We start from the raw sequence: 22,982 nt of genomic DNA on the forward strand, positions 1-22,982 counted from the left end.
GATATTCTAATATTTTAAAGGAGTATATTTTTGAATTTAAATTTAATAGATCAAGAAGAACAAGTTATCCATATATTAAAAGATAAATTACCTAATCAAGCCAAATACCATATTATGACTTATGGCTGTCAAATGAATGAACATGATTCTGAAAAGATTTCCTGGGTCCTAGAGCAAGTGGGCTTTCATTCTACCTCAGACCCCCAGGAAGCAGATTTAATTTTACTAAATACTTGCTCAATTCGTCATTCTGCAGAAGATAAGGTTTATGGTAAGTTAGGAGAACTCAAGCACCAAAAGAAGCAAAGAGACCTGACAATTGCAGTCTGCGGTTGCATGATGCAAAGGGAAGAATCTAGAAATAAAGTTCTAGATAAATGTGAACATGTGGATATTATTTTTGGAACAAATAATATTCATAAGCTTCCAGCCTTACTTTTAGATCACTATGAGACCCAGAAAAGAACCATTGATATTGATGAATCTTTCCAATCCATTGACGATAAGCTTTTGGCAAATCGTTACTACCCCTACAAGTCTTTTGTTAATATCATGTACGGATGTAATAATTTCTGTAGTTATTGCATCGTTCCCTACACCCGGGGAAGAGAGGTAAGTCGACCTTCACAAGACATCCTAAATGAAGTTCGAGCCCTGGTTGCTAGTGGTGTTCTAGAAATTACCCTCCTGGGACAAAATGTAAACAGCTATGCACCAGCCCTAGAAAATGGTTATAGTTTTACTCACTTAATCTATGATTTATCAGAAATCCCCGGTTTAAGACGAATTCGTTTTATGACCTCCCATCCTAAAGACATTTCAGATGACCTCCTAATGGCTTTTAAAGAATTAGACCCCCTATGTAACTTCTTACATTTGCCCGTCCAAGCCGGATCTAATTCCATTTTGAAAAAAATGAACCGACGCTATACCCGGGAAGACTATATGAGAAAAATCGATAAGGTTAAAAATTTGGTTCCTGATATTGCTTTATGTACAGATATTATGGTTGGCTTCCCTGAAGAAAGCGAAAAAGACTTCCAAGACACTTTGGACCTAGTTAAGTATGTCCAATATGATAGTGCCTTTACTTTTTTGTACTCTCCAAGAGAGGGAACTCCTGCAGCTAAGAACATCCACCAAATTCCAAAAGAGGTCAAGCAAGAACGATTTAATCGCTTAACGGATACCCTTTATCCTATTTTTGAGAAGAAGAATAAAGCCTTAGTAGGAAAGACCCTTGAGGTTCTAGTAGAAGATCATTCTAAGCATGATGCTTCCATGCTGACGGGCCGTACAGAAAGCTTTAAATTAACTCATTTTAAAGGAGGAGACGAGCTCATTGGAAAAATTCTTCCTGTCAAGATTACCTCAGCAAATTCCTTTAATTTAGAAGGTGAGTTTATTGGTTCATAAAGATTACACAAAATATACCCCCATGATGCAACAATATTTAAAAACAAAGGATGCTTATCCAGACTGTCTCTTATTTTTCCGCTTGGGGGATTTTTTCGAATTATTTTTTGAAGATGCAAAAATTGCGTCCAGAGAATTAGATATTACCCTTACAAAACGTGGTAAAACAGACGATACAAATATTCCCATGTGTGGAGTACCATATCATGTAGCTGATCAATATCTAGCTAAATTAGTTTCTAAGGGCTATAGAGTTGCCATTTGTGACCAAGTTGAAGATCCTAAAGAGGCCCAAGGTATTGTAAAAAGAGAAGTCATCCGTGTTGTAACTCCTGGAACCTTTACCAATGAAGACTATCTTAAAAAGGATGAAAACCGTTATATATGTGCCATCCAATTTATAGAATCTAGTGCAGCCTTGGTTTTTCTAGACTATTCAACAGGGGAATTCTTTAGCTTGGAGAATTATTTTGAAGAAGAAGACCAGGCTATTTTATGGATTCAAGACCAAATTGCTACCTATGGTCCCAAAGAAATTTTAATCCATCCAAATCTTTTAGAAAAGTTGGAATTTATCAATGAAACGATATCCATTCAAACTGTGGATAATTTTATAGTTCAAAAAAAGTTTTCCATTACTAAAGAACTCGAAGAATCTTTTTTAAAACTAAATATGCGTCATCCCTTGTCTTACTCTACAGCTATGTTTCTTTTGAATTATATTACCCTAACTCAAAAGACCAATATGGATCATATTTTAGAGATTGTTCCTGTTGATAGTGGGGAAGAACTAATCTTGGATGAAACGGCTAAAAAGAACTTAGAGCTTTTTGAAACTCTAGGTCGTGGAGACCAAGAAGGCTCCTTATACCATGTCTTAAATAAAAATCAAACCTCCATGGGGTCCAGACTCCTACGACATTGGATTAACCATCCCTTGAGAGACTCAAATAAAATCAACCAACGGCTAGATTTTGTCGAACTCTTATTTGATGACCTAATCTTTTTAGATCAAATAAAAACATCTTTAAGGGAAGTCTATGATCTAAAAAGATTATCCGTAAAAATCGCTACAGGATCTATTAGCCCTCGTGACCTAATTTGCTTGAAAAATACCCTTCTTACTAGCAAGGATCTAGAGGAAAAACTCCTTGCCTCCCAAAAGCCTGAATTTGTTAAGTTTATTTCAAATTTTCCTGATTTATCAGACCTAATTAAGATTATTGAAAATACCTTAATTGAAGATGCCCCTGTTTTAATTACTGATACAATCTTCATCAAAGAAAAGGTCGATGAAAAGTTAGACCAATTAATTGATGCTCGAACTCATGGTAAAAAATGGCTCATTGATTTGGAAAAGAGGGAAAAGGAAAAAACAGGCATTAAGAACCTGCGAATAAAATATAATAAAATCTTAGGATATTTCATTGAGGTGACAAAATCCAATATTGATGCCGTTCCCGATTACTATTTAAGAAAACAAACCCTCGTTGGAAGTGAGAGATTTTTTACCATTGAATTAAAGGAGATGGAATCTCAGATTCTTGGATCTAAAGATGAATCTCTAAGCCTACAAAATTCTATATTCTTAAATTTAAAAAACAAAACCAAGGATTATTTATCTCGCATTCAATATACAGCACAAAAAATAGCAGAATTGGATATTTACTCTTCTTTTGCCAGCGTTGCCCATAGCTATAGCTATGTAAGACCCAGTATTCAAGAGGGCCAAGTTCTAGAAATAAAAGATGGTCGCCACCCCATGGTAGAAGCCAATCAAGCCTTTGAACTTTTTGTCCCTAATGATACTTATTTAGACCAAAAAGAGGAAATGATTGACCTTATTACAGGTCCCAATATGGCTGGAAAGTCCACCTATATGCGACAGGTGGCTTTGATTTGTATTCTAGCCCATATAGGGTCTTTTGTTCCTGCTAGTCAGGCAAAGATTCCCCCTATGGACCGAATTTTCACTCGAATTGGTGCTTCTGACAATTTGAGTGGAGGAGAAAGCACCTTTATGGTAGAAATGAAGGAAGTGGCTACCATTACCAAGGAAGCTACCAGTCAATCTCTGATTATTTTAGATGAAGTGGGGCGGGGGACAGGAACCTTTGACGGCTTAAGTATTGCCTGGGCCTTAATTGAATATATTGCCAAGGAGATTAAGGCAAAAACCTTATTTGCAACCCACTATCTTGAGTTAATACCTCTGGCAGATAAGATTCCAGGCCTTATCAACTTAACAGTCTTAACGGAAGAAAATGAACAGGGCATTAGTTTTTTACGAAAAATTAGTTATGGATATTCCAATCAATCTTTTGGAATAGATGTGGCCCAACTAGCTGGGATTGACACAAAATTAATCCAAAGAGCCAAAGAAATCTTTTTCAAATTAAAGGCCGAGGAAAAAGAACATAGCATCCCTGAACCTCCTGTATATACAGATAGGGAAGGGACAACTTCTAAAAGAGAAGATGACTATCGTAATATTTTAAAAAAATTAGCTTGGATTGACCTGTTAAACCAAACCCCGTTAGAAACTTTATCACAAGTACAAGATTTGCAAAGAGAAGTAAAAGAGGTTTTGAATGATACACCAACTGACAAGTGATACAATTTCAAAAATAGCTGCTGGTGAAATTATTGAGGAACCAGCCAGCATTGTCAAAGAACTTTTAGAAAATTCCATTGATGCTCAGAGTAGTCAGATCCAAATTGAAATTTTAAACAGCCCTGCCAGCTATATCCGGATTACAGATAATGGCATAGGCATGAGCCAAGAAGAAATTGAACTCTCAGTCTTGCGTCATGCCACATCTAAAATCCAGTCTATTGAGGATTTAAATAATTCAAAAACCCTTGGCTTCCGTGGTGAAGCCCTACCAAGTATTAACCAGGTCAGTGAATTGGAGATAATCAGTAGGTCATGTGACCAGGACTATGCTATTCGTCTAGTCTATCAATTTGGGAAAAAAATCTTACGCGAAAAGATTGGTGCACCTATCGGAACCACAATCAAGGTGAAAAATATTTTCGAAAATTTACCTGTTCGAAAAAAATTTTTAAAGGCTAGTAAGGTACAATGGGCCAATATCGTAGAAGTAGTGGAAAAAATTGCCTTAGGTGTTCCTGGTGTTTCTATTTCTTTGAGTAAGGACCACCGTCAGGTTTTCAAAAGTTCTAGCAGCCAAAACTACGAAAACCATCTTTACTCTATTTTGGGCAAACAAATTGTCCAGCACCTCCAAGCAATTTCCTTTAAATCTTCTTCTTACAAGATTCAAGGATTTTTTGGAGATAACCAACTTTATCGAGCTTCTCGAATTCATGAATACATCTATATTAATGGACGATATGTTCGTAATTTACAAATATCCAAGGCCATTGAAGGGATTTACCGGTCAAAAATCCCCCTACAGAAATTTCCAATCTTTGTCCTATATATTGAAATTGATCCTCAACTTGTCGATGTAAACATTCATCCAAAAAAACATGAAGTTAAGCTATCTAATGAAAATAAATTAATACCTATTCTTCAAGAACTATTAAGTCAAAACTTTAGTGGTGCTAAAATCCCTGATGTACAAAACATAAAAAGTCCCGAACCCAAAAAGGATCCTTTGGACCTTTTAAATCTCTATGGGCAATCCAAGAAGGAAGTCCAATCCTCTAAAAAAGAAGAGAAGGAAGACGTAGAGGAGATTAATTTTATCAAGGAAAAGTCTTTAAGTAAAATAGAAATCCTCCCATCCTTGGATCAAGATTTAGCCAATTACTCGGACTACGCCTCAGAAGAAGAGGAAGACTATTCTAAACCTGACCCAGCAAAAACTTGGATTCAGTCTCTCTTGGAAACCAGATATATTGGACAAATTTTTAAAACCTACCTTCTATTTCAAGCTAAAGAGGATATTTATCTTATTGACCAGCATGCCGCCCATGAACGAATTCTCTATGAAAAATATCTCTATGAATTTTCTCATGAAGCGATAGACCGACAAATTCTTTTAAATCCCGAGCTAATTAAAACTACAAAATATGCCCGTGTTATTTTAGAAAACAACCAAACGTCCTTCCAAGAGCTTGGATTCGTCTATGATTTTTTTGGAGAAGACAGTATCTTACTTAGGGAGGTTCCTTTTATCTTTGGAGAACCGAGTTCTGTTTCCTTTATCCAAAACCTTATCGACCATTTATCTACTGTCTATAGTAAATACGACTTTAACCGCTATGACATTATGCGCAAGGCCTGTAGAAGCGCTATAAAGGCTCACGACCCCTTGACAGGCATAGAAGTAGACGCCTTAATCCAACAGTTGATCTCCTGCAAGGATCCCTATACTTGCCCTCATGGTCGTCCTAGTGTTTTGAAAATAAGCCAAAGGGAACTAGAGAAGTTGTTTTTAAGGGTGGAATCATGAAAAAGAAAATACTTATTCTAACTGGGCCCACAGGAGTTGGCAAAAGTCACCTATCCATAGATTTGGCTAAATCCTTAAATGGAGAGATTATTTCTGCAGATTCCATGCAAATCTATAAAGATTTTAACATTGGAACTGGAAAAATTAGACCAGATGAAACAGAAGATATCCCCCACTATGGTTTAAGCCATGTAGACCCCTTTGCCGAATATAGTGTTGCAGAATTTTCTAAAGATGTAGAGTCTTATGTTGAAAGAATTGAAAAAAAGGGAAAACTTCCCATCCTAGTGGGAGGGACTGGTTTATATTTACACAGTATCATGTGTCAATTGGATTTCTTTAAGACAAAAAAAGACAAGCCCTTAAGGCAAGATTTAAAAAATATTTATCAAGAAAAGGGAAATCAAGGCTTAGTCGATTTATTAAAAGATCTAAATCCCTCAAAATTAGACAATATAGATGAAAAAAACCCCCAACGATTGATGCGAGCTTTGGAAATTGAAATCCAAAATCCAAACCAGGCTTCTACTGGTTTAAACGTTGAAAGTCTCTCTTATGACCCTTGTTTAATTATCCTAGACCGAAATCGAGAGGAACTATATGAGCGGATTAACCAAAGAGTGGATGGAATGATTCAGGAAGGCCTATTTGATGAGGTAAAGTCTTTGATAGATTCTGGATTAAATGAGAAAAACCAGGCCATGAAAGCCATTGGCTACAAGGAAATTTACCAATATTTTTTAGGCCATACAAACTATGAAGAAACCGTAGACCTCATTAAAAGAAATTCTAGACGTTATGCAAAAAGACAATTAACCTGGTTCCGTCGCTATGAAAAGGGATTTTGGGTTAATTTAAGCAATACCAGTCAAAAAGATGCTTTAGACCAAATTATTTTACATTGGAGGAAACATGAACAAAGGAATAGACCAGTTAATAGATAGGATGGAAGAAGAAGTTAAAGACTTTTTTCATGCAAGAGAAAAAATAAGCCTCATCAACCAAGAAAAAATCCTAAACGCTATGCAAAAAAATAAACTGGCTGCGTCCGATTTTCATTGGACCACAGGCTATGGATATGGAGATGATGGTAGGGATAAGGTGGAGGATATTTATAAGGAAGTTTTCCATACGGAAGATGCCCTTGTAAGGCCTAATATCGTCTCTGGAACCCACGCAATCTTCCTAGCTGTATCTTCCTTCTTGAAGGAAGGGTCTGAGCTTTTAAGCCTATGTGGCCCTCTTTATGATACTATGCAAAAAGCCATTGGTTTAACAGGGGAGGAAAGTGGAAACTTACTCAGTCGAGGTGTATCCTACCAAGAAGTTCCTCTAAAAAATGGTCAAATGAATCCAGACTTATTCCAAAACTATATTAACGAGCGAACAAGTCTGGTTGTAATTCAACGATCCACAGGCTATAGCCAAAGAAGAGCCTTTACGATTCAGGAAATAAAAGAAGCCGTTGATATGGTTCGGTCGATTGATTCTAAGATCCCTATTTTTGTAGACAACTGCTATGGTGAATTTACAGAGATTCTAGAGCCAACTGACCTTGGTGTAGATATTATGGCTGGTTCTCTTATTAAAAATCCAGGTGGTGGCTTAGCTTATTGTGGAGGATACATTGTAGGTAAGACCAAGTACATTGACCGCATAGCCAACTTACTAACTGCACCTGGAATTGGTAAAGAATGCGGCCTTTCTTTTGGTATGACCCGGCAAATTCTCCAAGGCTTGTTTATAGCTCCTCATGTAGTTTCTGAAGCTTTAAAGGGAGCCTTGTTATTTGCCAAATGTTTTGAATCTCTATCCTATCCATGTATTCCAAGTGCCGACGATCCCAGGTCAGATATTATCCAATCCATTATCTTTAATGACCCTGAAAAACTAAAAGCTTTTTGTGAAGAAATTCAAAAGAGTTCTCCTGTTGATGCCCACTTCATCCCAACACCCTGGGAAATGCCTGGATACGAGGACCCTGTTATCATGGCTGCAGGTGGTTTTATTGAGGGTAGCTCTATTGAATTGTCCGCTGATGGTCCTATGCGCCAACCTTATATAGCCTATTTTCAAGGCGGACTAACCTATGCTCATTGTCGAATTAGTTTAAGAAGAGTCCTTGAAAGATTTTATAAGGAGAAGTGGGTTTCTTAATCCATTTCTCTTTTTTCTAATTACTAACTTTTAGTCAGCTAAGCGTAAAACAAAACTATCTACCATGAAAGTAGTTAATAAGAGCTTATACAAAAACCACCTCTTATTCTAATAGGCTTTAAATCTTATTAGAATAAGAGGTGGTTTTATGATTTTATAATATAAATTTATTATACGAAAAATGATTATACACCTATAAAGAACTTAAATTATACAATTTCATGATTCTTCTTCATTAATTACATCCAGCGATATAAGCCTACAATAACTCCTAAAATAGCCACTTCTTGTGCATAAATAGGGTCCATAAAGTCATTTTCTGGTTGAAGGCGAATACAATCTCCCTCATTATAGAATGTTTTTATTGTGGCCTCTTCATCTAACAAGGCTAAAACATGATCTCCATTTTTTGCAAAATTTCTACGCTCTATAATAACGTAGTCCCCGTCCATAATCCCAATATTAATCATACTCTCTCCTCTTACTTTTAGAACAAATAAGTCCCGATCTTGAGTATAGTCAATAGGGAGGGGAATAGTGTCATCTATATTTTCCACAGCTAGTATTGGTGCACCAGCGGTAACTTGACCTAAAATAGGGACATCCACTGTTCTTTTTTTAGACATTAATAAGTCATCTTCTTGATCTAAAAGTTCAATGGCTCTAGGTTTTGTAGGATTTCTTCGAATATAATCTTTCTCCTCTAGACTGTTCAAAGCACTATGAACCGTGGAGGTACTCTTCACATTAACCCCATCCGCAATTTCGCGAACAGTAGGGGGATAGCCATTTTGCTCAATTTGTTTTTTTATAAAAAATAAAATATCAATCTCTCGCTGCTTTAAATCTTCATACATCATCATCACCTCATAGCTTTATGTTTGTATTATATCAAAAAAGAACAAACATTTCAAACAAATATTCTTTTTCTATTGACATTGGGTTTCCGTTCGTATATTCTATATGTAGAACAAACATTCTAAATATGTGTTCTTTTCTGTTTTAGATGTGAAATTATTTTTGAGGTGAATTCTAATGAAGATAAAAAAAATAAGAAGCATTGCAGTCATCATTATGCTAGGATGTTTATTATCCGGTGGCTTAATTGCTAGAGAAAATAAATTTGAAGTCTGGGTCCCTTATACAGTAGCCAATGGAGATACTTTATGGTCTATTGCCTTGAACTCCTCCATGGAAAATGAAAGTACAGTTGTTACATTAGAGAAAATAAAAACTTATAATAACTTAAATTCAAAAATCATTCATCCTGGTGACGAAATTTTAATTCCTAGTGAGCTTATTAACAATTTATAGAAACTATTATATTTGAGGCTCCAGAATCGATTTTAAGGGCTCTGTTTTTGTTTTCTTGTACAAATATATTAAATATGCATAAATACGCCTAATTTCGACGTATAAAGGCCTTAAATTAGAATTCCTAAATTTAAGGCCTTTATTTATGGGCGATTTCTTATAGTAATCCAGTTTAAGCATACTGAATCCTTCGATGTTTAATTTCAAGTGTTTTTAGATAGAGCTTTATAAGGAAGATTTTCCTTAAAATATGCAGAAACATAAAGATATGCTAATATAACTATTTATCAGAAAAAATAAATAAATCCAAGATAAAATAAGAATCCAAAAAATAAAGAGTATGTAGAAACATGCTACATAAAATTATTTTAGGCAGCTTTAAGACTGATCAAGAAGTTCAAACTAAAGAGTTCATTCATAAAAACCGTACTAGTAAAATCATGCCAGTAGATTTTAAGATCTAGATAAAAAATTAAGATAAATAAAATTTAAAGTATATTTTTTCCATCAAAAGCCTCTAAATAGCTTATTCTCTAACTCTAAACAAGATATAAAAATAGCAACAAAATTATTATTTTGTTGCTATTTTTATATCTTGTTTATTGTTTTCTAATAGCCTTTAGTCTTTCTCTCTTTTCTGTTTACATTTATTTATGGAAAAATTAATCGGCTTTTTCATGAGACAATGGATTGTCCAAAGTTGTTTGACGAATTTCCTCATTATCTACATGGGTATAAATTTGTGTAGTAGTGACAGACTCATGGCCCAAAACTTCTTGTAGGGCTCTTAGGTCTCCCGATCCATATTTATACATTAAGGTGGCAGCTGTATGCCTTAATTTATGGACCGTATACTTATTTGTATCAAACCCAGCATTCTTTAAATGCTTTTCAATGGCCCTTTGTGTTGCAGAATGACTCATCCGGTTCTTTCTCATACTTAAAAAGAGTGCATCATTATCAGAAATAATCTCATTCCGATAAGTTAAATATCTATTTACAGCATCCATACAAGCTTCATTTAAATAAATAATACGTTCCTTATTACCCTTACCCACTACTCTTAGTCGGGCATCATCTGTAATATCTTTTCGATTGATTGCTGTTAATTCTGATAAGCGCATACCACAATTTAGAAAGAGTGTAACCATTGCATAGTCCCTATACTTATAGATATCTTTTTGTTTAGAGGATAAGATTGTCTGCAAAAGTTTCTTTGCTTCATCTAGGGTTAAATATACCGGAAGAGACTTTTCTATCTTAGGCATATCTATCGTTTCGGCTGGATTATAACTACAGACATCAATCACAGTAGATAGATATTTATAAAAAGCTCTTAAACTCGATATCTTACGATATTTAGTTCTATTAGAATTCTTCTTCACGATATCTAAATAGGATATATAGGAATAAACCATTTGCTTATCTACTGCATTCAAGTCCTGACTTGTTACCTGGTCTGCTGTAAACTCTTCCATATCAAAGTCAGGATGTAGTTTGGGATAAATAAATTTATAAAAGCCCTGAATATCATAGTAATATTCTTTAATGGTTAAAGGGCTATGCCCCTTGATGGACTTTAAATAACTGATAAATTCATCAATATATGATAGTTTCACAAAAACCCCTCTTACTAATCATAAAATTCTAACTAATTCTAGATACAAGAGATAATACTCTTCTCTCTCCTCTTATGGATAAAAAAATAAAACCTGCTTGGCAGGTTTTATTTTGCGTATTCAACAGCTCTTGTTTCTCTGATTACATTAACCTTTATTTGTCCTGGATAATCTAATTCAGCTTCAATTTTCTTTTTAATATTTCGAGCCATTAATATAGTTTCGGATTCACTAGTTTGTTCAGGTTTAACAATAATCCTGACTTCACGTCCTGCTTGTACAGCAAAAGATTTTTCAATTCCATCAAAGCTATTGGCTATAGATTCTAATTGTTCAAGACGTTTGATATAGGATTCCACTGTTTCTCTACGCGCTCCAGGTCTTGCTGCAGAAATTGCATCCGCCGCTTGGACTAGGATAGCTTCTACTGAATGGAATTCAACATCATAATGGTGGGCTTCAATACAATGAATTACAGCTTCATTCTCACGATACTTACGAGCTAGATTTACACCCAGTTCAACATGGGGACCTTCTACTTCATGGTCTATGGACTTGCCAATATCATGTAGTAATCCACCGCGTTTCGCCGTCTTAACATCAGCACCAATTTGTTCTGCTAAAAGTCCTGCAATATGTGCAACTTCTACAGAATGTTTCAGAACGTTTTGGCCATAGCTGGTACGGTATTTTAATCTTCCCAGATATTTAATAAGTTCTGGATGGAGACCATGGATACCAGTATCATAAGCAGCCTGCTCTCCACTTTCTTTAATCGTTGCATCTACTTCTTGTTGTGCTTTTTCTGTTGCTTCTTCAATCTTTGTAGGATGGATTCTACCATCTGTTACAAGTCTTTCTAAAGCAATCTTAGCAACTTCACGTCTTATCGGGTCAAAGCAAGATAAAACGACTGCTTCCGGTGTATCATCTATAATTAGATCTACACCAGTCAGTGACTCAATGGCACGAATATTCCGGCCTTCTCGACCAATAATTCGTCCTTTCATCTCCTCATTAGGAAGGTTTACTACAGATACAGTCGCTTCTGTCACCGTATCAGCTGCAATCCTTTGAATTGCTAGAGCAATGGCATTTTTTGCATACTTTTGAACTTCGTCTTTCACTTCTTGCTCTTTTTCCTTAATAATCAAGGCCGATTCTTGGGTAATTTCACTTTCCAGCTCATTTAATAAAAGCTGTTTCCCTTCATCTTGAGTAAGTCCAGAAATTCGCTCCAACTCTTTTACTCTTTGAGATATAAGCTCTTCTGCTTCTTCTTTTAAAGTATTGGCTTGTTCAATTTCTTTAATTAAATGCTCTTCCTTTTTTTCTAAAGAAATACTTTTCCTATCAATGGTTTCTTCTTTTTTAAGAAGACGTTTTTCCATATCTTCTAAAGATTGTTGCCGACGATTATTTTCATCGGTAACTTTATTACGTAAACGATGAATTTCATCTTTTGCTTCATTTAAAAGATCTTTTTTTGTAGTTTCAGCATCTCTTTGTGCGTCAATGAGGATGTTTTTTGCTTGCTCTTCCGCTTGGTTTATTTTACCTTCACCTATATGTTTTCGAATTAAGTAGCCGGCAAGGCAGGCCACTAATACGCCTAAAATATAGAGTGCCCATTGTAAAATAGCTGGCAAAAGCATGCACCTCCTATTTAGTTTTCATTATACATTGTAAAAATCATACAATTAAATTGTATCGTTTTTAACAAGATTAGTCAAGAAGCTTAGTTAAGCATTTCTATTCAATAGTCTTAATGCTTGTTAATACTTAAGCTAAACTCTTCTAAAAAAGTAATCTGAGACTTATAAAAGTTTTTTACTTTAAAACCCCTTCACTCATTCACCATATTCGTCAGGGTAGACCTGGCCTCTGCCTGGTCTTCCTCCTTCAATTTAACAATACTTTTCCCGTTACGTATATCTACTAAATAGGTGCAATCTCCCATTTGGGCCAGGTGGTTGTTATGGGTAACCATAATAACCTGGCGACCAAAGCTTATTGTTGACTGTTGGATAAATTCTCCCAGGTTAAAAATATAATCACTACTAACGTGTTTGCCTGGTTCATCTAGGATTAAGGGCCCTTCAAAGGGTGGGTCCTGCAGTTCTAAAAAGGCTGTCCTTAAGGCTAGACTTAAGACATCCACAACCCCTCCTCCATGAGCTGATTGGGGATCTGTGAGTATCTTTTCTTCATCAAATATAGATGAGATATAAAATTCTGCACTAGGGTTATTTCTTAATTCTTGAAAATCTATTACAAATTCTATGTCTTTTTCAAATACATATTGCAAGCACTTGGTAACCATATCTTCTACTTGAGCCTTGGCTTGAGTTCTGGCATATGTAGCTGTCTTTTGTAGTAAAAGAACGACATTAGAATAAAGGACAATTTTTTTGTCAATATCATCAATCTTTTTTTCAACGATATCAATTCTATCTTCAATAAACTTTCTTTGACCAATGGCTTGGTCTAGGCTGGATTGCTCTCTTTCTTTAAAATCTTCAAGAAACTTAAAGGCACTAGACATTGTCAAATTTCCTTGGGTAAATATTGGTTTGCCGCCTCTAAATTCTTCTTAATTTCATTTTCCAACCTTTGGATTTCTCCTTCAAGGTCTTCTGGCTTTAAGCCAATTTCATTTAGCTGGTTTAACAAATCCTTTTCTTGAATTTGTAAACTTTCTAAACGAGCTTCTGCCTTATTCTTCTGTTCTGTTGCATAAGAAATTTTTTGTTCTAAATCACTGATTTGTTCTTCATAATTCATAGATAAGCCCTTTCCTTTTAATTAGAAATAATTGTCTCTATCGTATGTTCATCCATTGGTCGTTTACAGATGGGACATATTTTTAGCTTAGTCAGAATAGTTTCTAGTTTTACCTTGTCATCTATAATCGATTTTTCCATAGATCTTAAGTGAATTAAATTCGTTTGTTTTTCCGTCTTTAATGTTACCAAGGAAGTCTCTAGTTTTTTTAATTGCTCAAGTTTTTCTACATTTAATTTGACTGCTTCTGTTAAGGAGATTGTCTTCTCAAAATCAGTAAATCTTTTAAAATATTGGTCTGCTATGGAAAATCTTTGATTGAGATCATTCAAAGTCGCTGCATATCCTTTTAGTTGGACTAAACCTTGGTAGGTTTTCTTGCCTTCTTCCAAATAATTTTTAGCTTTTACTAATTCTTTAGTTCCCTTTAACTGCCGTTGAACCCCAGCTAGAGATTTTTCATTGGACTGATATAGTCTTGTTAAGGTCATTGTTTGCTTATAGTCTTTGTCTAATAACTGAGCTTTTTTTAGCCTGTCCTTGGCAAGGTTTAAATCTTTTACCTGATCTAAAAGACCTCTGCATTGACTAATTTTACCTTGTATAAGTCCATAGTTAGTGGATATCCTTAATAGCTGGCTATGCCTTTTTTTTGCTTCTTTCAGCTTAAGGAGCCGAGCCTTTAATTCTTCTATCCCCTTGAAGTCGAGAAGCCTTTTTTGACAATAGTCAATATCTCCCCTTATAGCCTGATAGTTATTTAGAAAGCTTTCAAGAACTTCTTTTTTTTCTTCTGCTTTTTTTCCCTTTTCAATGATTTCTTGGAGGTTTTTTAAGAGTTTTTTCTTATCTTCAATAAAGGCATATTCTTTTTTCTTTTCCAATAATTCTTCTAATGAATTTTCTTCATATTTTAGGTCTTGGTTTAGGGCTTTTATATCCCGATTGACATTTCTTTGGGCCTGATCGATATAGTGAATCCCCACCAATCTACCTATAGCATTGGCCTTATTTGAATCTTTTTCCTGCAATAAAAAGGGGCCTTCCAACTGGTCGGCAATATTCAAAGTTAAGTCATCCGTTGGCGACAAGGGAAATTTTCTTAAATTTAGATAATCTACAATTTCTTTGGGAACCGTACGACCAAAGCCCTCAAAATGCATAGTTTCTCCTGTGGCTAAGGTTAAATCATAAGCATTGGTTGCCTTTTGCCTAGATCTTTTTAAAATTGTCCCATCATAAAATTCTGCTGTTACCTCTACCTGGGTTTTGCCTCTTTGTAAAAAATCTGCCCCCATGGGTTCGTTATAGAATAACCAACGCAGCCCTCGAACAATAGCTGACTTTCCAGAGTCAGAATTTCCTAATATAACATTTAACCCTGGCAAAAATTCAAGTATGGTATCCTCATGAGATTGAAAATTTTTTAAATGTAAACTCTTAATTTGTTTCTTCATTTCATTGGCTGCTTTCTGACTCTTGAACTTGGCTTACTCTTTTTAAGGCTTCTTCTCGAATCTCTTGGCTGATTTCATTTGTAGAAGATATTTCATCAATTAATTCAAAAACATCTGTTTTCGAAAAATCTGTAGTGGCTTCAATGAGCTCTTGAAATTCATGGAGTTTTGCCTTTTTAAATTGATGCTGCTCAATTTCTGACCGGTCCAAGACTTCTGGACCAGGTTTGGCAGATTTGAGATAGATTTCTTCCAATTGAATTCCATCTTCTAGATTGATTAGGACCACCTTTGGTTTTCTTTTCATTTCCACCAGATTGTTGGAAATTCGGACAATAGCCCCTGGATTTATAAAATATTTCCCCTGTATACACTGGGTTTTGAAACCTGTATGATAGTGGCCTGCCAAGGTAATATCAGCTTCTGTTTCAGCAATGTCAGAAATCAATGTATGGGAAATCACCTCATTAATAGGCTTATCTATTAAAAAGCCATGAATAATATGAAGTATATAATCCTCATCTGACCGCTCTTGTATAATATAGGAATTCTTATGATCATCCCTGTCCAAACCATAGATATAGGGGGTCCCATATATTTTTACCTTCTTATCTTTTTCTATAATCACTGGTTTGTCCTTAATTAAATGAACTAGACCTATACTATCCAATAAACCCAACATAGTTCTTGGAACAGTTTCAGGATTATGTCCATAGATGTCGTGGTTGCCACTGACAATGTAAAAAGGTGCCTTTAAATCCATTAAGAGCTTTGAAAATTCACTCACAACTGCAATGGATACATCTGGACGATCAAACAAGTCTCCCCCATGAAGAACTGCATCAACTTCATATTCATTGGCCAAGTCAAACACTTCCTTGTGCTTTAATAGAGAAGTTTCAAAAAAATTATCCAGGCGGCTTTTTGGAGATGTGGCTCTTAAATGAGAGTCTGTTAAATATAAAAATTTCACTTATCTGTCTCTTCTTGAGGATTATCATCTGGATTTTCTTGACCTAGATGAAAGGTTGCCCGTATTTTGTCTTCAATTTCTTTAGCTAACTCTGGATTTTGAGCTAAGAATTCTTTGGAATTTTCTCGTCCTTGTCCTAGCTTGTTTCCGTTGTAACTATACCAAGCCCCAGCCTTGTTGATAATATCTAAATCCGTTCCCACATCCAGGAGGTTCCCAAGCTTAGAAATTCCCTTTCCATACATAATATCAAACTCTGCCTGTTTAAAAGGAGGAGCCACCTTGTTTTTCACAACTTTAACCCGAACACGGTTCCCAATCATTTCATCACCGCGTTTGATGATCTCAATTCTCCGAATATCCATACGGACAGAAGTGAAAAATTTTAAGGCCCTTCCCCCAGTAGTGGTTTCTGGGTTTCCAAACATAACACCTATTTTTTCTCTTAATTGATTAATGAAAATAACAGATGCTTTCGATTTATTAATGGCACCTGTAAGCTTTCGAAGACCTTGACTCATAAGTCTGGCTTGCAGTCCCATATGAGAGTCACCCATCTCCCCTTCAATTTCAGCCTTTGGAACCAAGGCTGCTACAGAGTCAACAACAATAACATCCAGGGCATTACTTCGAACCAAAGATTCTGTAATCTCCAAAGCTTGCTCTCCTGTATCTGGTTGAGAAATGATCAACTCTTCTGTATCTACTCCTAAGTTTTTAGCATAGACTGGATCTAAGGCATGTTCTGCGTCAACAAAGGCTGCAATACCACCTTTTTTTTGAGCTTCTGCTAAAATATGAAGGGCAAGAGTTGTCTTTCCTGAAGATTCCGGACCATAGATTTCAATAATACGTCCTCTGGGTATGCCACCAATCCCCAAGGCTAAATCCAAGGCCAAGCTTCCTGTGGGTATTACATCAATATCCAGATGTTTTTGATCTCCCAGTCTCATGACAGATCCTTTTCCATATTGTCTTTCGATTGATGTTAGGGCTTTTTCTAAAGCAGCTTTTTTTTGTTCATCCATTTTTATCCCTCCAAAAATTCTTTTAATAATAAAAATAAGACTTGGTTTACTGTTTGCTCTTGTATTTCTTTCCTATCTCCTGAAAAACAAAACTCTTGGACTAATTGTTTTTCCTTAGAGTAAAAAGAAACAAAAACTGTTCCTACTTTTTTTTCAGCGGGACAGGGCCCAGCCTCCCCTGTTGTTGCAATAGCCAAATCACAATAGCCTTTTTCATATAAGCCTCTGGACATTTCTAGAGCAGTTTCACGACTAACAGCCCCATAACAGTCCAAAGTTTTTTGGCTTACTCCTAGTTCCCTGTGTTTAACCTCGTTCGAATAACTTACTAAACTATATTTTAAAATATGACTGGCCCCACTACAGCTTGTAATTGTTTTTGCTAAAAAGCCTCCCGTTATTGACTCCGCAAAAGAAATTTTGATGTTTTTTTCTCGACAAAGTTTAACTACTCTTGTTCTCAAATCTTGTCCCTGAAAGGAATAGATATTTCCTTTGAATAGTTCCGTTAAGACTTTTTCAGCCTGGTCCAGCTTTTCTTTTATTTTCTTCTGGTCTTGTCCTTGAGAAAGAAGTTTTACTTCTACCAAATTATTCTGAGCATAGGTATTCACTTCTAATTTAGGTATATGAAATCTCTGCCTAATAATGCTTTCAACCTGACTTTCCCCTAAGTTCACAATTGATAAAGATCGAACTTCAATCAAATCTCTTGTCTTGATAAAGTCTTTGACATAGTTTAAAAACATATTCCTCAATTCATAAGGAGGGCCTGGAAGTAAAAATATATGGCACTCTTTAAAGAATAGATGCTCTCCTGGAGCTGATCCCCAATGGTTTATAAGTGAGTTCGATCCTTGAATGGTATAGAACTGCTTTTTTACATTAGATGTAATCTCTCTGCCTAGTTTTCTTCTCTCTTCCACAAAATCAGCATAAAGATCTTCATTGAAAATCAAATCTAGATTCAAAGCCTGGCCCAAGGCCTCTTTTGTAATGTCATCTTCTGTAGGACCAAGGCCTCCAGAAACTACAAGTAGATCAACTTCCTGGATAGCTCCATGAAATTCTTTTTTTAAAGAATTTAACTCGTCATTCAGGGTGATTTGCTTGACAACTTCTACTCCCATTTGTCTTAACTCTCTAGCAATATAGACCTCATTGGTGTTGTCTATATCTCCTAGTAAAAGCTCTTTACCTACGCTGATAATCATTGCTTTCATATTTTACCACCTAAATGTTACTTAAGTCGAAAACTTTGATATTTTTACCTATATATTCAATCCCAGATAAAACTGTAAAGATTACAGAAATATAAAATAAAATTTTCCCCAAACTAAGCATCCAAGCAAGAGATAAGGGTAAGGCGAATAAAATAATTGTAAGTGAAACCAGTTGGAAAATTGTTTTTATTTTTCCTAGTGTACCTGCAGCTATAGTAATTTGCTCACTAGCGGCCACTACACGAAGACCCGTAATAGCAAATTCCCGAAAAATTACGATGATAACAAGCCAACCCTTAATAACTCCTAATTCTACTAAAAGAATCATGGCTGCTGATGTTAAAATTTTATCTGCCAAGGGGTCTAAAAACTTGCCAAAAGTTGTCACTAAGTTTCTGGACCTTGCCAAGTGACCATCTAACATATCTGTTAGGGCTGCCGCCACAAAGATTAGGCTACCAAATAACTTGAGTCCCTTTGCCTCAGATAAAACAAAAACAACAAAAAAGGGAACGAGTAAAATTCTTAATAGAGTTAGTTTATTGGCTATATTCATAATACAACTCCTTGTAAATCATATTCTGTAGAATCTGTAATTTCAGCCCGATAAAATTTTCCAATTTCTAAGTCTTTTGAGCTCGATAAATAGACCAAACCATCTACATCTGGTGCATCCATATAGGACCTTCCCGCATATAGACCATCTTCCAATTTTTCTTCCAGCAAAACATCTAGTTGATTGGAAATTTTGTTTCTAAGTTTTTCTTCTGATATTTTTTGCTGCTTCATCATAAGTCTATTATAGCGATCGATTTTTAAACTTTCACTTACTTGACCATTCATGCTGTAAGCCTTGGTATTTTCTTCCTTAGAATAAGTAAAGACTCCTAGACGGTCAAATTTGACTCTCTCAATAAAGGAAACTAGTTCTTGGAAGTCCTCTTCCTCTTCTCCAGGAAATCCCACGATAAAGGTTGATCGAAGAACTAAATTTTTTATCTTTTTCCTAAGTTTCGTAATTAATTCAATAATGTCTTCTTGCCTAGAAGTACGATTCATTCTTTCCAAAACTCTATTAGAGGCATGTTGAAGAGGCATGTCAATATAAGGAATTATATTATTATCTCCAGCCATAAGGTCAATTAACTCATCTGTAAAATGGTCTGGATAGGCATAAAGAAGACGAATCCATTTAATTTCTTTTATCTTAACTAGTTCTTTTAACAAGGAAGCCAAAGAATATTCTTTGTATAAATCAATCCCATAGTCTGTTGTATTTTGAGCCACTAAGATAATTTCCTCTGTACCAGCTTCTGCTAATCTTTTTACCTCTTCCACAATATCTTCAATTTTTCGAGACCGATTATTTCCCCTTAAATAGGGAATAATACAATAACTACACCGGTTGTTACAACCTTCTGAAATTTTAACATAAGCTGTCTTAGTTCCCTCAATCCGTCTAGAGTTTTCTATATAGTCCATGGATACCGCAGAGGTTAGGGACCGTTGGTCGTCGGATTGAATATATTTAGCAATATCCTGCATATAGCCCGGGCCTAAAATTCCATCAATCTCCGGAATCTCCGCTCGCAACTCATCTGGATATCGCTGAGCTAGGCAACCAGTTAAGTAGAGTTTTTGCAACTTCCCATGTTTTTTATATTGGGCCAAGTTTAAAATCCAATCAATAGATTCCTCTTTTGCGGACTCAATAAAACCACAGGTGTTGACAAATATGGCATCTGCTTGGTCAGGTTGAGAAACTATTTCATACTTGTTTTTTTCTAATATGCCTTCCATAACCTGGGTATCCACATCATTTTTTGCACATCCCAGGGTATGGAAATATATTTTATTGATCAATCTTTAAAAACTCCTTTATTTCTTCTTCATTCATGGCCAACTTCCTAGGTTTTGTGCCTTCATGAGGACCTATAATCCCCTGTTCTTCCATACTATCAATCAATCGAGCTGCTCTTGAATAACCTATTTTTAATTTTCTTTGAAGATAAGAAATACTTGCCTGCCCATCGTTTAATACATATTCAACAGCCTGGATGTAAAGATCATCCTGACTTTCGACTGTGGTATTGATGGTTTTTTCAATAGCTTGGATAGCTTCTTCATCATAGTCTTTGTTAGAGCTTTCTCGGATAAAGTTAATAACAGACTCTACTTCTTTGTCACTTATAAAGGCTCCTTGCAACCTTCTTGGCTTACTGTAAAAACTTGGATAAAAGAGCATATCTCCTTGTCCCAATAAGTTTTCCGCCCCGTTAGAATCTAGGATGGTCCTCGAGTCAACACCCGATGATACAGCAAAGGCAATCCTTGAAGGAATATTTGCTTTAATAGTTCCTGTAATAACATCTACAGATGGTCTTTGAGTTGCCAAAATCATGTGGATTCCTGCCGCCCTGGCCATTTGGGCTAATCTGGCGATATAGTCTTCAATTTCATTAGCTGCCACCATCATTAAGTCTGCTAACTCATCCACAATAACAACAATTTTGGGCATAATTTCAGATAATCTATTTTCCTCTTGCATTTTTGAGTTATAAGACTTCATATCTCGGGCTTTTTCCTGAGCAAAGAGTTTGTATCTTTTTTCCATTTCATCTACAGCCCACTTCAAGGCAAAGGCTGCTTTTTTAGGATCTGTTACTACTGGAATTAGCAAATGTGGAATCCCATTATACACACTTAATTCTACCACCTTAGGGTCAATTAATATCAACTTTACTTCATCTGGTCTAGACCTATATAAAATGCTTGTAATAATAGTATTAATACATACACTCTTTCCTGATCCCGTTGCCCCCGCAATAAGAAGGTGGGGCATTTTATCAATTGAAGAAACAACAATTTCCCCACTTACATCTTTTCCTAAAGCCAAAGGAGTAGTAGTTGATTTTTTAAAACCAGGACTATCTAGAATTTCACTAAAAGATACGCTATCTTTTTCTTCATTTGGCACTTCTATTCCTACAGCAGATTTGCCCGGAATAGGTGCCTCAATACGAATGTCTGAAGATGCTAGAGCCAAGGCTAGGTTATCCTGTAGGCTGACAATTTTATTGAGCTTAACACCTGGCGCAATTTGCAGTTCATAGCAGGTAATAACTGGTCCTCGATTAATAGCCACAACTTGACATTCAATGTTAAACTCATTCATCGTTTCTTCTATAACTTGGGCCTGGTGTCGCATAGCATTTTGACCAATCCCCTTACTTTTCTTTGGAGGATCTAATAAATTTTTTGGAGGAAAGGTGTATTGGATTGTAGTATCATTTAGGGCTATTTCTTTTTCAAAATCCTTGATTTCTCCCTTTGTCAAAGGACTAACCTTTTTAACTACTTCCTCTTCTTCTTTTTTTGCATAGTCGTTAATCTCTAATTCAGAATCTCTTTTTAGTTTAAATTCTTTTTTTTCAGGTGCAGCTTTAGCTTGCTTTTTTACCTTGACTGGCTTCAGCTTTTCTCTTTCCTCTTTTTCTTTTTTCCTTATTGCTCTTCCTTGATTTCTTTGATCTCTTTTTACTTTAAGATAGGCAAAAAAGTTATTTAGAGAAAAAGGTAAAAAGTAAAGAAAAAGAACAATAAACACTAAGCTTAAGACAATAGCTGTTCCTGTACTTCCAAAAATTTTATAAAAGAAAGAACCAAAAAATACACCTATCAGTCCACCATAATTCGGTGAGCTTTGAGCTAAAATAAATTGTGCTTTTTGTAACATGGAAAGTGTACTAGTATCTTTGCCTTCATAATAAATGAGAAGGGACATAATAAACCAAGAAAGTAAGAGAATGAGTCTACGCTTGGAAAAGCCATGTTCATTAATGGCCAACATAAAGCCAATGGTTCCAAGATAGATAGGTAGAAAGACCCTTCCTCTCCCTCCCAAGACAATTAAAATACGGTTTAAAACATCACCAAAGATACCCATATTTGCACTGTAAAGGCTGATAAGGCTTAGAATTGAAAGGACAATAAGAAATAGACCTAGCATTTCAAGGTCTGATTTAGTGAAGGAAAAATCCATTTGTTTATTCTTTTTGTTTGACCTTTTTGGGGCCTTTTTATTCACTCTTCTTGCCATGTTTTTGTCCTTTCAAACTTTCTAAAAACATTATAACACAAACACATGTTTTTATACACCTGTATGTCCGAATCCACCTTCTCCTCTTTCACTATCTGAAAGTTCTTTAACTTCTATAAAATCGGCCTGCTCAATTTTCATGATAACCATTTGAGCTATACGGTCCCCATCTTCAATAATTAGATCGTCCCTACCTAGATTTACCACAATAACTTTTAGTTCTCCTCGATAGTCCGAATCAATTGTTCCAATCCCATTAGGCAGACTCAATCCTTTTTTTAAAGCTAAACCTGACCTAGCTCGTACTTGCGCCTCATATCCTTGGGGGATTTCAACATATAAGCCTGTGGGAATTAATGCTCGATCTAATGACCTTAAACAAACTGCCTCATCAAGGTTTGCATGTAAATCAACTCCACTGGCCCCCTTGGTCTTATAGGCTGGCAAGGGGTGTTTAGATTTATTTAAAATCTTGATTTCCATTTTAT

At 35.6% G+C, this 22,982-nt stretch carries 19 protein-coding genes; 6 read left to right on the forward strand and 13 right to left on the reverse strand.

The features are described 5' to 3' along the window. Positions 1-30: 30 nt before the first annotated feature. Genes miaB through CS898_RS08325 form a run of 5 tightly spaced genes read left to right on the forward strand, consistent with a single transcriptional unit; the run spans position 31 to position 7,997 of the window. Entirely contained in the window at positions 31-1,416 is a 1,386-nt protein-coding gene (miaB, locus tag CS898_RS08305) for a tRNA (N6-isopentenyl adenosine(37)-C2)-methylthiotransferase MiaB (RefSeq protein ID WP_009431052.1), read from the forward strand. After that, positions 1,406-4,030 carry a DNA mismatch repair protein MutS gene (gene mutS, locus CS898_RS08310; RefSeq protein ID WP_234976052.1) on the forward strand — a complete coding sequence of 875 codons (2,625 nt, stop codon included), beginning with the start codon at positions 1,406-1,408 and terminating at the stop codon, positions 4,028-4,030. The genes miaB and mutS overlap by 11 nt, the downstream gene beginning before the upstream one ends. Continuing rightward, the gene (mutL, locus tag CS898_RS08315) at positions 4,008-5,840 is read left to right on the forward strand and encodes a DNA mismatch repair endonuclease MutL (protein WP_099208814.1); all 1,833 of its coding nucleotides are present in this window, start codon (positions 4,008-4,010) and stop codon (positions 5,838-5,840) included. Before mutS ends, mutL begins: the two co-directional genes overlap by 23 nt. Beyond that, positions 5,837-6,784, forward strand: coding sequence for a tRNA (adenosine(37)-N6)-dimethylallyltransferase MiaA (gene miaA / locus CS898_RS08320; protein ID WP_099208815.1), 948 nt, complete (start codon positions 5,837-5,839; stop codon positions 6,782-6,784). The genes mutL and miaA overlap by 4 nt, the downstream gene beginning before the upstream one ends. Next, entirely contained in the window at positions 6,753-7,997 is a 1,245-nt protein-coding gene (locus CS898_RS08325; protein ID WP_009431328.1) for a methionine gamma-lyase family protein, read from the forward strand. Before miaA ends, CS898_RS08325 begins: the two co-directional genes overlap by 32 nt. 239 nt (positions 7,998-8,236) lie before the next feature. Here the strand turns inward: CS898_RS08325 and lexA are convergent, their stop codons facing one another. After that, positions 8,237-8,854 (reverse strand): transcriptional repressor LexA, encoded by a 618-nt coding sequence (gene lexA, locus CS898_RS08330; protein WP_099208816.1) that lies wholly within the window; start codon positions 8,852-8,854, stop codon positions 8,237-8,239. 178 nt (positions 8,855-9,032) lie between these two features. On the opposite strand from lexA, the gene CS898_RS08335 reads away from it, so the two are divergent. After that, a complete protein-coding gene (locus CS898_RS08335; RefSeq protein WP_009431539.1) occupies positions 9,033-9,311 on the forward strand; it encodes a LysM peptidoglycan-binding domain-containing protein in 279 nt (92 codons plus the stop codon). A 662-nt stretch (positions 9,312-9,973) separates the two neighbouring features. On the opposite strand, the gene CS898_RS08340 is transcribed toward CS898_RS08335, so the two are convergent. The 12 genes from CS898_RS08340 to dut all read right to left on the reverse strand — a co-directional run bounded on the left by CS898_RS08340 (position 9,974) and on the right by dut (position 22,977). Further along, positions 9,974-10,930, reverse strand: coding sequence for a tyrosine recombinase XerC (locus CS898_RS08340; RefSeq protein WP_009430321.1), 957 nt, complete (start codon positions 10,928-10,930; stop codon positions 9,974-9,976). A 107-nt stretch (positions 10,931-11,037) separates the two neighbouring features. Next, the gene (gene rny / locus CS898_RS08345; protein WP_099208817.1) at positions 11,038-12,585 is read right to left on the reverse strand and encodes a ribonuclease Y; all 1,548 of its coding nucleotides are present in this window, start codon (positions 12,583-12,585) and stop codon (positions 11,038-11,040) included. Between the two features lie 191 nt (positions 12,586-12,776). Continuing rightward, positions 12,777-13,475, reverse strand: a complete 699-nt coding sequence (locus tag CS898_RS08350; protein WP_009431973.1) for a P-loop NTPase family protein — start codon at positions 13,473-13,475, stop codon at positions 12,777-12,779. 2 nt (positions 13,476-13,477) lie between these two features. Continuing rightward, positions 13,478-13,714, reverse strand: coding sequence for a hypothetical protein (locus CS898_RS08355; protein WP_009431540.1), 237 nt, complete (start codon positions 13,712-13,714; stop codon positions 13,478-13,480). Between the two features lie 17 nt (positions 13,715-13,731). Next, on the reverse strand, positions 13,732-15,171 hold the full coding sequence (locus CS898_RS08360; RefSeq protein WP_099208818.1) for an AAA family ATPase: 1,440 nt from the start codon (positions 15,169-15,171) through the stop codon (positions 13,732-13,734). A gap of 1 nt (position 15,172) precedes the next feature. After that, on the reverse strand, positions 15,173-16,144 hold the full coding sequence (locus tag CS898_RS08365) for a metallophosphoesterase family protein (protein WP_009431686.1): 972 nt from the start codon (positions 16,142-16,144) through the stop codon (positions 15,173-15,175). Then, positions 16,141-17,172 carry a recombinase RecA gene (gene recA / locus CS898_RS08370; RefSeq protein ID WP_099208819.1) on the reverse strand — a complete coding sequence of 344 codons (1,032 nt, stop codon included), beginning with the start codon at positions 17,170-17,172 and terminating at the stop codon, positions 16,141-16,143. The genes CS898_RS08365 and recA overlap by 4 nt, the downstream gene beginning before the upstream one ends. Before the next feature lie 2 nt (positions 17,173-17,174). Continuing rightward, positions 17,175-18,395 (reverse strand): CinA family nicotinamide mononucleotide deamidase-related protein, encoded by a 1,221-nt coding sequence (locus CS898_RS08375; protein WP_009430673.1) that lies wholly within the window; start codon positions 18,393-18,395, stop codon positions 17,175-17,177. Positions 18,396-18,405: 10 nt separating this feature from the next. Beyond that, positions 18,406-18,951 (reverse strand): CDP-diacylglycerol--glycerol-3-phosphate 3-phosphatidyltransferase, encoded by a 546-nt coding sequence (pgsA, locus tag CS898_RS08380; RefSeq protein ID WP_009430869.1) that lies wholly within the window; start codon positions 18,949-18,951, stop codon positions 18,406-18,408. Continuing rightward, on the reverse strand, positions 18,948-20,258 hold the full coding sequence (gene rimO / locus CS898_RS08385) for a 30S ribosomal protein S12 methylthiotransferase RimO (RefSeq protein ID WP_009430283.1): 1,311 nt from the start codon (positions 20,256-20,258) through the stop codon (positions 18,948-18,950). The genes pgsA and rimO overlap by 4 nt, the downstream gene beginning before the upstream one ends. Further along, positions 20,248-22,437 (reverse strand): FtsK/SpoIIIE family DNA translocase, encoded by a 2,190-nt coding sequence (locus CS898_RS08390; protein WP_234976053.1) that lies wholly within the window; start codon positions 22,435-22,437, stop codon positions 20,248-20,250. Before CS898_RS08390 ends, rimO begins: the two co-directional genes overlap by 11 nt. Before the next feature lie 108 nt (positions 22,438-22,545). Further along, positions 22,546-22,977, reverse strand: a complete 432-nt coding sequence (gene dut / locus CS898_RS08395) for a dUTP diphosphatase (protein WP_009430132.1) — start codon at positions 22,975-22,977, stop codon at positions 22,546-22,548. Positions 22,978-22,982: the final 5 nt, after the last annotated feature.

The sequence above is a fragment of the Urinicoccus timonensis genome (assembly GCF_900232945.1).
GTDB lineage: Bacteria > Bacillota > Clostridia > Tissierellales > Peptoniphilaceae > Urinicoccus > Urinicoccus timonensis.

Coding starts and splice junctions, on each gene's coding strand:
- CS898_RS08335 (WP_009431539.1), top strand. CDS start 9,033: ATGAAGATAAAAAAAATAAGAAGCATTGCAGTCATCATTATGCTAGGA.
- CS898_RS08375 (WP_009430673.1), bottom strand. CDS start 18,395: ATGAAAGCAATGATTATCAGCGTAGGTAAAGAGCTTTTACTAGGAGAT.
- CS898_RS08360 (WP_099208818.1), bottom strand. CDS start 15,171: ATGAAGAAACAAATTAAGAGTTTACATTTAAAAAATTTTCAATCTCAT.
- recA (WP_099208819.1), bottom strand. CDS start 17,172: ATGGATGAACAAAAAAAAGCTGCTTTAGAAAAAGCCCTAACATCAATC.
- dut (WP_009430132.1), bottom strand. CDS start 22,977: ATGGAAATCAAGATTTTAAATAAATCTAAACACCCCTTGCCAGCCTAT.
- mutL (WP_099208814.1), top strand. CDS start 4,008: ATGATACACCAACTGACAAGTGATACAATTTCAAAAATAGCTGCTGGT.
- pgsA (WP_009430869.1), bottom strand. CDS start 18,951: ATGAATATAGCCAATAAACTAACTCTATTAAGAATTTTACTCGTTCCC.
- rny (WP_099208817.1), bottom strand. CDS start 12,585: ATGCTTTTGCCAGCTATTTTACAATGGGCACTCTATATTTTAGGCGTA.
- CS898_RS08390 (WP_234976053.1), bottom strand. CDS start 22,437: ATGGATTTTTCCTTCACTAAATCAGACCTTGAAATGCTAGGTCTATTT.
- CS898_RS08355 (WP_009431540.1), bottom strand. CDS start 13,714: ATGAATTATGAAGAACAAATCAGTGATTTAGAACAAAAAATTTCTTAT.
- CS898_RS08350 (WP_009431973.1), bottom strand. CDS start 13,475: ATGTCTAGTGCCTTTAAGTTTCTTGAAGATTTTAAAGAAAGAGAGCAA.
- CS898_RS08325 (WP_009431328.1), top strand. CDS start 6,753: ATGAACAAAGGAATAGACCAGTTAATAGATAGGATGGAAGAAGAAGTT.
- lexA (WP_099208816.1), bottom strand. CDS start 8,854: ATGTATGAAGATTTAAAGCAGCGAGAGATTGATATTTTATTTTTTATA.
- miaA (WP_099208815.1), top strand. CDS start 5,837: ATGAAAAAGAAAATACTTATTCTAACTGGGCCCACAGGAGTTGGCAAA.